Below are 10,939 nucleotides of genomic sequence, written 5' to 3'. Positions count from 1 at the left end.
GGGGGGGGGGGTTTTTTGTTTTCTGGGGTCCTGCTTCTTCCCCCCCCGCCGCCCCCCGACTCTGACCCCTTGAACTTGGAGGACGAAGCAGGTGAACCGCACGCGGTTCCTGCTCCCTCCTACCTGATACCCTCCCCCCTGCTTACTCGGGAGCTTTCAGTTCTCCGTTACTTCGCTACCGCAACCAGTTCCGCCTGATGCTGAATCACGTTGTCGACCAGGCCATACACCTTGGCGTCTTCGGCGCTCATGAAACGGTCACGATCGGTATCGCGCTCGACCTGCTCGACCGGCTTGCCGGAGTGCTTGGCCATGAGCTCGTTCATCTTCGAGCGGAGATACAGAATCTCGCGCGCTTGGATTTCGATATCCGACGCCGAGCCACCGCCACCATTTTGCGACGGCTGGTGGATCATGATGCGCGAGTGCGGCAGCGCGCTGCGATGACCGGCGGCGCCGGCGCAAAGCAGGAACGCGCCCATGCTGGCGGCCATCCCCATGCACGTGGTGTGCACCGGTGCCTTGATGAACTGCATGGTGTCGTACATCGCCAGACCGGCAGACACGCTGCCGCCCGGCGAGTTGATGTAGAGGTGGATCGGCTTCTCGGGGTTATCGGCCTCGAGGAACAGCATCTGCGCGATGATGATGTTCGCGACGTCGTCGTTGATCGGCGACCCCAGGAACACGATGCGGTCCATCAAGAGGCGCGAGAAGATGTCATACGTGCGCTCGCCACGGCTTGAGCGCTCGATGATGTACGGCATGTAAATCGATGCCATGCTACGACTCTCCTGAAACGGTTGGTCGGACGGTGTATCGAACGGGGATCGTGTGATTACGCCGTCGTGACCGGATTCTTCTCGAGCAGCCAGCCGAAGACGCGGTCTTCGGTGAGCTCACGCTCGATCTCCTGCAAACGACCCGACTTCTGCAGCTGCGCGTACACTTGGCCTGGATCCACGTTCCGGGCCTTCGCGAGCTCCTCGATGCGGGCATCCACCGCCGACGCACTCGCGGTGAGCGACTCACGCTCGGCGATCGTGTCGATGATCAGATCGCGACGCACCTGACGCTCGGCCATCGGAATGAATTCCTGCGTGAAGCGCTGCTTCTCGGCCTCAGGCACGCCGTACATCTGCATGTAGCCGTCGACCAGCTGCATCACCCACGCCTTCGGCACGTCGAACGGGTTGGCCTCGACGATCTGGTCGATGATCTGTCCACGCACTTCGGCATCGGCTTCACGCTTCGAGTGCTCGCCCATGTCGGCACGCACGGCGTCGCGAAGGATCTGCACGGTATCGAAGTCGCCAATCTCGCGCGCAAACGCGTCGTCGAGCGCCGGGAGCGACTTGCGCTTCACGTCGGTGAGCACGACGCGCACGAGCTTCGTGGCGCCACGCTGCGATTCGTCGGGGAAGTCTTCGGGCCAACGCACCTGACGCTCGGTGGTGCCCCCAGGCACCGTTTCCATGATGAGCTCTTCGATGCCGGCGATGGCCTGTCCGCCGCCGAGCACGAGACGGTACTCCTTGCCTTCAGGCAGGGAGCCATCGGCGTCGGCCGTGGAGAGCATTACGGTGACCATGTCACCGGGGGCCGGCTTGTCTTCGACCGGCGCCCAATCCGCCTTCTGCTCGCGGATCTTCTCGATCTGCTCTTCGATCAGGTCGTCGGTCACGACCGAGTCGCGACGGGCCACCGTGAAGCCTTCGAGCTTCTCGAGCGCGAGTTCGGGGCGCACTTCGCAATGCAACTCGAACTCGAGCGGCTGGCCCGGTTCGGCCTTGAGATCGTGCACATGTGGCTGCGCGGCGAGCTTCAGCCCTTCACGCTCGACCGCTTCGCGGAACGCGTCGTTCATCGCGAGCTCGATCGCTTCCTGACGGACTTCAGCGGCGTAGCGCTTGCGCACCATCGCGGCCGGAGCCTTGCCGGGGCGGAAGCCGGGAATACGGGCCTGCGTCGCGTACTTGCGCGCCGCCTTTTCTTCGTAGGACGCGACGGTGTCAGCCGGCACCGAGATCTGCATCCGGCGCGAGACTCCCGCGCTCTCGGTCGGGGTAATGGTGATGGTCATTTGGCGGAATCTAAGTGAGGCAGGGAGTCGGGGTGAACTGCGAAAACAGGGCCGCCGTCGGGAAAACTCCGAACAGCCGCCCTGCGATCGGGGGAGACGGCCAGCGGTGAAACAGCCGCCTCATGCTTTTCGGCCGGGAACCTTCAGCGTAGGGACAGCTCGGGGGCCGGAGCGGCGGCCCGGGCCGGTGCCCCGCCGATGAGCTCCGCGACGATCTTGCCGCTGGAGATCACGCCGGGAAGTCCCGCGCCCGGATGCGTGCCGGCGCCACAGAAATACAGGTTCGGAATGTCCTTGCTGACGTTGTGCGGGCGCAGGTACGCCGACTGGGTGAGCACCGGCTCGGGGCCGAAGGCGCTCCCGAGATAGCTGTTCAGCGTCTTCTCGAAGTAGCGCGGGTCGATTCGGCGCTCGGTGACGATGTGCTGGCTGAGGTTGGGCATATAGCGCTCCTCGAGGTAGCCCATAATCCGGTCGCGGTAGCGGTCGCCCACGGCTGCCCAGTCCACGTCGCCGCCCAGATGGGGTACCGGCGAGAGCACGTACCAGCAGTCGTGTCCCGGCGGCGCCAGCGAAGGATCGGTGGCGGTGGGGCGGTGCAGGTACAACGAGAAATCGTCGGAGAGAATCTTCTTCTCGAAGATGTCTTCCAGCAGCGCCTTGTAGCGCGGGCCCATGATGATCTCATGGTGCGCGATGTTCTCGTACTGCTTGTCGGTGCCGAAGTAGATGACGAACAGTGACATGGAGAAGCGCATGCGCTCCACCTTCGCATTGCTCATGGACGGCCGGGCTTCAGGCGGTAGCAGCGTGCGATAGGCCTGCGCCACGTCGCCGTTGCACACCACGGCGTCGGCCTTCACCGCCTCACCGCTCACGAGCTTCACGCCGGTGGTCCGGCGACGCGCCGAGTCGACCGTGATCTCCTTCACTTCACTTTCGAAACGAATCGTGCCGCCCAAATCTTCGAACGCCTGAACCAGCGCCCGCACCAGCGCGCCCGTGCCGCCCATCGCGAACAGCACGCCCCACTGCTGCTCCAGCTTGTGGATCAGCGCGTACATCGACGACGTCTTGTACGGATTGCCACCCACCAGCAGCGGATGGAAGGAGAACACCTGCCGTAGGCGTTCATCCTTGAGGTACTTATCGGCGAGGTCCGCCACCGACACATCGGATCGGGTGCGGATCAGGTCGGGGAGCATCTTGATCATCGAGCCCGCCGTGAGAAACGGCTTGTCGATCAGCGGCATCCCGACGTTGAAGATCTCCCACGCTTTCTCGCGGAACTTCATGTACCCAGCAACGTCGTCGGGGTTGAACTCACCCACCTGACGCACGATGTCGTCGCGGTCGCCGTTGTAGTGAAAGACCGAGCCGTCCTCGAACCGGATATTGTAGAACGGGTCGAGGAGCTTGAGTGTGATGTAGTCTTCGGTCTTCTTGCCCGTCAGCGCGAACAGCTCGTCTATGAGCCACGGCGCGGTGATGATGGTCGGGCCAGCGTCGAACGTAAAGCCATCCTGTTCGAACACGTACCCGCGGCCACCGGCTTTGTCGAGCTTCTCGACAATCGTGATGTCGTGGCCCTGTGCCTGCAGGCGAATGGCTGCGGCGAGTCCGCCAAAGCCGCTGCCGATGACAACAATGCGCATGAACCGAGGTGCTGAAGAAAGCGGGGAGCGCCGCTCCGCCGCGATGCTCAGCGGCGCAGAAGCACGGTAATATGCCAGAGATGAATCACGAGCGCCGCCAGCATGGCCAGCGCAAAGCCCTCGGGAGACGGTTCCGGGCGACGATGAAAAATCATTGCCGCCACCAGCGACCCACCGGCGCCGAGAAACGACACGATGCGGGCGGTGTTCGGCGAGCCGAGCGGCGACGATGGATTCCGTCGCTGCCACACATACAGCACCGCCGCCTCGATCACGATCAGGACCAGAATGCCGATCGGCAGCGCGTCGGAATCGAAGATCGGGATGAGTCGGTCCATCACGCCATTCATGAGGTTAACGCATTGGCCGTGCTGTCGGTGCCCGCACGCCAGCGGAGCAATGGCGGCATCAGCGGCCCGAGACCGCGACGCGACCAACGGGCGCCGCGCCGGCATTGCCGATGAGCCGCGGCTCGTTCCGGAGGGCGGCCCAAAGCGGAATCGCCATGGCGATCGTGCCCAGCACGCCGGCCAGCACCATATCCTGACGGAAACAGATCGCCAGCGGCAGCAACCCATTCAACGCGTACAGCGTGATCGGCAGGCGATGAGGCGATACCTTAGCAGCCCACACGGTGGGTGGCACGATGGCGAGCATCACGCGCGCCACGATGATGCCGGTGAACAGCCAGCCCAGCCAGTTGGTGAGCGGCATACCGAAAAAGATGGGCTTTCCGATGAGCTGCTCGAAGGCCGAGCGGTCGGCGAGGCTACCCATCTGCCAGAACCAGTGGTTCGTCTTCACCATCGCCGGGTCCATGGACACGTCCCACGCGGTGAGCACCAGCCCACCCATGAGCGCCCAGTACCACTTCGACACGTTGTCGTCCTTGGCCGGCAGGAAGCGGCCGCAGATGGCCAGCGACGCCACCAACATGTAGAACCACGAGGTCGGGATGTTGAACGGCACCCGGCCGAACATCTTGTAGCCCAGCTGGCTCGTGTATTCGTAGGCGCCGAACGGATAGTCGGTGACGGTACCGGCGTATTCCGAGATGAAAGCCAGGCAGAACGACACGACGAACACGAGCAACGCCCGCCGACTGCCAATGCAGTGGGCGAGAAAGGCCAGACCGGCGACGGCGCCGAGCGTGACGGTGGTGGCACCACCGTAGGCGAAGCCCACGGCCATCACCTTCTGATTCTGCGCGGTCTGCAGCCACTCCGGATAGGGCGGCACGAGAAACGTCGCGAACGCGAAGGCCGAGAACGCGCTGAAGAACGCGTGCCCGAGGAGGGTGAGGCCGGCAATTTTGAGTAGCGTGGACGGTGAGCTGTCCCGCAGGCTATCCCGAAGGTCGGTGGAAGCGGTCATACGAGGAGCCCCTCAGGCCAGTCGGATCAGGGAATCGGCGTTGGAAGCCACGGCGTTGGGTTCCCACACGATCCGCGGACCGTGCCCCAAGGCGGAGAGATCAGGCGCCGGCGCACGATAACGCCAGGCATTCCAGAGGATGCCGACGCGCGCGAGACGACCTATGCGCGCGCGGGTCGAAATCGTGTCATAATGCTGCGCTTCGATGGCCGTGAGGATACCCGCGTAGCCATTGGCGCAGGCCGCCGCGCAGCGCTGGGCGTCGCCATCAAGCAGCGCGATGCCCGGCAAGGCGGCCACGTACAGCGCCCGGGCTCGGCTCACTTCATACGCCATGAGCGGCGCCCAGCCAGCATGGCGCGCCAGCTCCGGGCCCCGCGTGAGCACATCCTGCGGCGTCAGTCCGAACCGCGCCATGTCCTCCGCCGGGAGGTAGCAGCGGCCGCGCTGGGCGTCTTCCCCGACATCACGAAGGATGTTGGTGAGCTGCATGGCGGTGCCGAGCGTCCGGGCGTACTGGATGGCCTGGGTGAGCATCGTCGGGCCGGCGGGAACGCCGAACACGTAGGTGCACATCTCGCCCACGGAGCTGGCGACGCCTTCGCAATACTGCTCGAGCTCCGGCCAGGTGGCGTAGGTATGCGCCTCGAGGTCGCGTCGCACGCCGTCGAGCAATTCGAACAGCGGGGCGGGTGACACCGCGTATTCCCGGGCCACCCACGCCACCTCACGGAACACTGGCCCGCTGGGGCGCCCGTCGAGGGCGGCCTGCAGGTCGTTTCGGTAGGCGTCAAGCTGGAAGGCCAGCTCAGACACGTTATCGTGGTCGGCCTGATCGACGAGGTCGTCGGCGATCCGGCAGAACGCGTACAGCGCGTAGGCCGCACGCCGCTTCGATGCCGGGAGCAGTTTGCTCGCCAGCGAGAAGGTACGCGCATGCACCATCGTGATGCGGGCGCATTCGGACGCGTCGTCCAGAGACGCGTTCACGATCATGCTACCCTGGGCAGCATCGGCTGCGTTGAAAGACTCATGCCGGGACGGAAACTCATCAAAACGGTGGTCAGGCGGGATGACTTCAGCCGCGGTTCGGACAACGGGAGCACAACACCCTCGCCTGCTGAACGCAGAAAACGATGACAGGTTCCTGCGCTTGCTGCCACGTGGCAGATGTTGTTGTACCGATGGGTCTACTGAACATAAGGTGCGACTGATTCACGCAACTGTCAACCATTCTTTACAGCACGAGTGTCAAGTGTGCTTGACGGTTTTGCGCGTTGAAAAAAGCGGGCGCCGAGGAGTTCCCCGGCGCCCGTTTTTTATACTAGTATCCGACGGGATGCTTTACTTGCCGGCCGTATTCGGGTTGTTGTCGCGCTCGGCGCGCGGCAACGGATAGCAGGTCTGGGTACCCGTGTTGGCGTAGCCCGGCTTGAAATACGGCTGACCCGCAGCGGTGATGCTGACGACCGACGCGGGCGAGCGCCGGAAGTCGGCCACGCGCTTCCCTTCCAGGAAGAACTCCATCGCTCGCTGGTTGTACAGTTCGGTCTTGACGCTCGCGGCATCCGTAGCCCCGGCATAAGCCGCGAGGCCGTTAGCCGAACGACGGGCCGCGATCAGCGCCAGCTGCGTCGCGACATTGGCTGACGCCTCGGCCGCGATGTAATCGGCTTCCAGCTTCGAAGCGAGGCGAATGTTCGACGCATACCCCGTGAACTTCGCCTGCTGGTAGAACCCGCCCGGAACGGCGTCCTGCGGGCCAGCGGTTCCGCTGCCCGGCGCCCTACTCGGCACGCGCGGGTCATTCTGGCGATACCACGGAGCCACGCTGATCGAGCCGCGATCGAAGCTGAACTGGTATAGCCGGTTCGACAGGCGCGTACGGCTGTTGGCGTCGTCCGTATAACGCATGTTGTACTCGAAGCCCGACGGCACCAGAGCGGCGTCGGCGGCAGCGCCGGCGTTGTCCCCCTTCTGCAGCTTGGCGCGGGCACGGCCAACGAGCGCCGCGTTCGACAGCGCAATGCCGTCGGCCGATGCGTTGGCCTTGCCCACATCAACGCCACGCGTGAGCCAGAACGAGGCCGAATCGAGTAGCTGCGTCGTGGTCAGCTCCGCGCCCGAGGACAGCGTCCCGGTGCAGAAATCACTCGCCATCTGCAGGATCGCAAAACCGCGGAACGTGGCCGCACGTGCGAGGTTGATGTTGGTTGTCGGCGTGGGCAGATCGAGGTCAAGGACCGTCTTCGCTGACGCGATCGCTAGCGAAATCGGCGCCCACACGTCCGTGTTGAGGGAGCCGTTCAGGTCGGAGATGGTCCGGAAACCGAACTCGTTGCGCGTGGGGAAGGTGTCGGAGACGTTCACTTCCCCCGTGAACCAGCCGCCGTACATCGCCAGCCAGCCATACGCGGTGGCGAAGTTCTGCTGAGCGGACAGCGCGAGCGTCGCCGACCCCGATGCGGGATCGACCGTCGCCGCGTCGATGACGTTGGGGTTGGTGACCGTCAGGAACTGGTCGGAGCAGGCGGCAGCGCCAAGCACCAGCGCTGATCCGACTACTGTGCGCGAAACCGCGCGTTGGATCTTCTTCATGAGCAAGTCGCGGTTAGAAGGTGAGGTTGAAACGCAGGACCGTGTTCCGCGGATTCGGCGTCGTCAGGAAGTCCTGACGCGAGAACGCGTTGGTCTGCGCGTTGATCTCCGGGTCAGCTCCAGAGTAGTCGCTCCACAACTTCACGTTCTGCACGGCGAACGTCAGCGACGCGCTCTGCACGCGGTTGCCAATCCGCTTCATCAGCGCCGAGGGCAGCGTGTAGGTGGCGGACACTTCGCGCAGGCGAATGAAGTCGCCCTTCTCGAGGTAGGAGTCGATGACGTCGTTCACGGTGGCGTTGTTGCCCTTGTTGGTCACGAACGCCGGCTGACCGGAGGTCGGATTGCCGTAGCGACGCAGGCGCTCCTCAGGCGACAACGCCGTCGGATCGAGACGCAAGTTGGAACGAACCAACTGCGTTTCCCGGAAGAAGGCCGTGAAGTTCTGCACGAGGAAGTCACGCTTCGCGTCGAGCAGCGCCGACACACGCAAGTTCTTAAACAGCGTGACGGTGTTCGAAAGGTTCCACTCCAACGTCGGGAATAGGTTACCCATCGGGGCCAGCGTATCGCTGACAATGACTTTGCCAGTGGCCAGGTCAACCGATTCGATCTTCTTGGACACGAACACACCGAGCTGCTGGCCGACAATCGTCCGGCCCGCGCCGCCAAGGTTGAACGGGAGCACCCTATTGGCGCCGTCGCCGAGGCTGGTCAGTTCGTTGTGGAGCGTGTTGGCACCAGCGCGGATATCCCAGCGCACGTTCTGCGTATTGAGTGCACTGATGTTCAGGGCGAGCTCAAGTCCGCTGTTCTCCACCGAGCCGATGTTCGCCAGCGGGTTCGACGAGAAACCCAGCGACGGCGGAATCGGACGCGCGATGATCAAGTCTTTCGTCTGCTTCTTGAAGTACGTGAGCTCGGCCGACACGCGGTTGTCGAAAAACCCAGCGTCCAGACCAGCTTCGAACTCGCTGCCACGCTCCGGTTTGAGGTCGGCATTGCCGGGGTTGCCCGGAATGGCGCCCGCGCTCGTGGAGCCAGAAATGTTGTACGACGCGGCGGACAGCGTGGTGAGTGCGTCGCCCGGGTTGGGCGAGCGACCCGTGGTGCCGTAGGCGGCGCGGAGACGCATCGTGTTGAAGATGCCCGAAAGCGGCTCGAAGAAGTTTTCTTCGGAAATCGCCCAGCTACCACCGATCTTGGGCAGGACGAACGCCGGGGCGGTGGTACCGAACGACGAGTTCTTGTCGACGCGGACACCGACCTGTAGGAAGCGCTTGTTCTGGTTGCCGATCTGCAGCTGCGAGAGGTAGCCGAACTGACGCTGTTCGGTGAAGCCGCCACCACCGGTGGTGGTCGCCGCCGACCCAACAGAGTTGTTCGCATTCGTCACGAAGCCGATGCCGGTCGCCGTGAGCAGCGTGTTGCGAGTGGAGATCACCTGAAGGCCGAACGACAGGTTGGTTTCCCAATCCGAGCCGAGCTGCTTCTTCATGTTACCGAGGTAGTCGAACGTATAGCGTTCGGCGCCGCGAGAGGTGGAGGCATTGCTTCCGCCGTCGGTCAGACCGCCGTACCAAAGGCTGTCGTTCTTGGGAAAGAAGCTGCGCTGGTTGTCGGACGCGTAATCCAGGCCGCCCGTGACACGATTGGTGAACCAGGTGGTCGGCGCGTAGTTGGCCGTGATCGACGTGGTCACGCGCTTGGTGAGCAGGCTGCGCTCGATCGCGTTGATCGCGTTGTAGTGGCGGTTGCTGTACCAGCCGTCCTGGGTGAGCTGACCCGTCGGCGAGTCATTGCGCGTCAGGGGGCTGCCCAGGAGACCGCCGCCCAACCAACCGAAGATGTTGTTGTCGTTGTCGGGGAGGTCAATCTTGCTCTGCACGAGACCCAGTCCGATGTCGAAGTTGAGCTTCGAGTTGGCGACGTAGTTCACGTTCGTGCGGACGTTGTATCGATTGTACTTATTGTTCGGCAACGTGCCTTCCGAGTTGTCCGAACCATACGACAAGTTGTATCCGTAATTCTGGCCACCGCCACGCGCGCTGTAGTTGAACACGCGTGCGGTACCCGTCTGGAAGCCACCGACGCGGGCCAACGGGTTGTCGTTGACGAGATCGCCAACGTTCTTGCCGCGGCAGAGCGGGTTGGTGCTCGTCGAGAGAATAAGGGCGGCCGTACACGCACCGTAGTTGGCGGGCGGCGTGTAGCGCGCATCAGACGAACCCGTCTCCAAGCGCAGGCTCTGCTGGAAGCTATTGGAGCCCGCGCGACCCTTCTTGGTGATGATCTGGATTACGCCGGCGGAAGCATCGGCGCCGTACAGCGTCGCGGCGGCCGGTCCCTTCACCACTTCGATGCTCTCGATCTCTTCCGGGTTCAGGTCGTTCATGCGGTCAAACTGCTGACCGGACTGTCCCGAGCCGATCTGGCCCTCATTGATCCGAACGCCGTCGATGAACAGCAGCGGCTGGTTCGACAAGTTGATCGACGACGCGCCGCGGATGCGGATCTGCGTGGCCGTACCCTTGGTGCCGGACTGCGAACTCAGCGCGACACCGGGCACGCGCGACTGCAGCAGATTGGCCACGCTGGTGATCGGCGCGTCCTTGATGATGTCGGCGGCCGAGACGGAGGCCACGAGCGCAGCCTGCGCCTTGCGTTCTCGGTTACCCGCCGTGCCCGTCACGACGACTTCGGACAGGTTGATGACCGACTGCGCCATCTTGACGTTCAGCGTGGCGGTCTGGCCCGCCACCACCATCACGCTGTCGCGCGACGCTTTGTAGCCCAGGCGGAACACGGAAACGCCCGTACGGCCGGGCTTCACGTTGGTGAGGCGGTAGTCGCCGTCCTTGTTGGTCTGCGCCTCGAACGTGGTTCCCGCAATGACGACGCGAGCGTCGGCAATGGGTTGCGCGGTGGCGGCATCAGTCACCTTGCCGCTGATCGTTCCGGTCTGTGCGAACAGCGCACGCGACGGGAGGGCGACCAGCAGAACGGCGGCGATGACCGCCAAGCGACGAATGATCGCTCGGTGAAACATCAAGACTCCTTCCAAAAATAGGGATATGCTGACGCGGGTACCTGCGCCAATGTCACTTTGCGGTAACGTGACGTGGTGAATCTCTCTCAGCTTTGAGGGATTTACCACCCCGGCGGGGGACGAATAATACTTTTCGGAGCAGTTTCCGTGCGCTTGGACCCGAAGTGTTAAGTTTTGTCC

The 10,939-nt window shown here is 63.5% G+C and carries 8 protein-coding genes; all 8 read right to left on the bottom strand.

Annotation, left to right across the window (positions count from 1 at the left end):
* Positions 1 to 167: 167 nt before the first annotated feature.
* The 8 genes from RMP10_RS19395 to RMP10_RS19360 all read right to left on the bottom strand — a co-directional run bounded on the left by RMP10_RS19395 (position 168) and on the right by RMP10_RS19360 (position 10,759).
* Entirely contained in the window at positions 168 to 782 is a 615-nt protein-coding gene (locus RMP10_RS19395) for an ATP-dependent Clp protease proteolytic subunit (protein WP_171223885.1), read from the bottom strand.
* A 56-nt stretch (positions 783 to 838) separates the two neighbouring features.
* Positions 839 to 2,083 (bottom strand): trigger factor, encoded by a 1,245-nt coding sequence (gene tig / locus RMP10_RS19390; protein WP_310571746.1) that lies wholly within the window; start codon positions 2,081 to 2,083, stop codon positions 839 to 841.
* A 143-nt stretch (positions 2,084 to 2,226) separates the two neighbouring features.
* Positions 2,227 to 3,738, bottom strand: coding sequence for a phytoene desaturase (locus RMP10_RS19385; RefSeq protein WP_310571745.1), 1,512 nt, complete (start codon positions 3,736 to 3,738; stop codon positions 2,227 to 2,229).
* Positions 3,739 to 3,785: 47 nt separating this feature from the next.
* Positions 3,786 to 4,088 (bottom strand): hypothetical protein, encoded by a 303-nt coding sequence (locus tag RMP10_RS19380; protein ID WP_310571744.1) that lies wholly within the window; start codon positions 4,086 to 4,088, stop codon positions 3,786 to 3,788.
* 58 nt (positions 4,089 to 4,146) lie between these two features.
* On the bottom strand, positions 4,147 to 5,112 hold the full coding sequence (locus RMP10_RS19375; RefSeq protein WP_310571743.1) for a carotenoid biosynthesis protein: 966 nt from the start codon (positions 5,110 to 5,112) through the stop codon (positions 4,147 to 4,149).
* A 12-nt stretch (positions 5,113 to 5,124) separates the two neighbouring features.
* On the bottom strand, positions 5,125 to 6,102 hold the full coding sequence (locus tag RMP10_RS19370; RefSeq protein ID WP_310571742.1) for a phytoene/squalene synthase family protein: 978 nt from the start codon (positions 6,100 to 6,102) through the stop codon (positions 5,125 to 5,127).
* A 354-nt stretch (positions 6,103 to 6,456) separates the two neighbouring features.
* Positions 6,457 to 7,710, bottom strand: coding sequence for a hypothetical protein (locus tag RMP10_RS19365; protein ID WP_310571741.1), 1,254 nt, complete (start codon positions 7,708 to 7,710; stop codon positions 6,457 to 6,459).
* Between the two features lie 13 nt (positions 7,711 to 7,723).
* Positions 7,724 to 10,759: a SusC/RagA family TonB-linked outer membrane protein gene (locus RMP10_RS19360; RefSeq protein WP_310571740.1), complete on the bottom strand. Its 3,036-nt coding sequence runs from the start codon at positions 10,757 to 10,759 to the stop codon at positions 7,724 to 7,726.
* Between the last annotated feature and the right edge of the window lie 180 nt (positions 10,760 to 10,939).

Origin of the sequence: Gemmatimonas sp., from assembly GCF_031426495.1 — a bacterium.
Classification (GTDB): Bacteria; Gemmatimonadota; Gemmatimonadetes; order Gemmatimonadales; family Gemmatimonadaceae; genus Gemmatimonas.
This window is presented reverse-complemented; position numbering and strand designations above follow the sequence as displayed.

Bases quoted from the DNA above. Each gene is read 5' to 3' on its own strand.
- RMP10_RS19375 (WP_310571743.1), bottom strand. From the start codon at position 5,112: ATGACCGCTTCCACCGACCTTCGGGATAGCCTGCGGGACAGCTCACCG.
- RMP10_RS19365 (WP_310571741.1), bottom strand. From the start codon at position 7,710: ATGAAGAAGATCCAACGCGCGGTTTCGCGCACAGTAGTCGGATCAGCG.
- tig (WP_310571746.1), bottom strand. From the start codon at position 2,083: ATGACCATCACCATTACCCCGACCGAGAGCGCGGGAGTCTCGCGCCGG.
- RMP10_RS19360 (WP_310571740.1), bottom strand. From the start codon at position 10,759: ATGTTTCACCGAGCGATCATTCGTCGCTTGGCGGTCATCGCCGCCGTT.
- RMP10_RS19380 (WP_310571744.1), bottom strand. From the start codon at position 4,088: ATGAATGGCGTGATGGACCGACTCATCCCGATCTTCGATTCCGACGCG.
- RMP10_RS19395 (WP_171223885.1), bottom strand. From the start codon at position 782: ATGGCATCGATTTACATGCCGTACATCATCGAGCGCTCAAGCCGTGGC.
- RMP10_RS19385 (WP_310571745.1), bottom strand. From the start codon at position 3,738: ATGCGCATTGTTGTCATCGGCAGCGGCTTTGGCGGACTCGCCGCAGCC.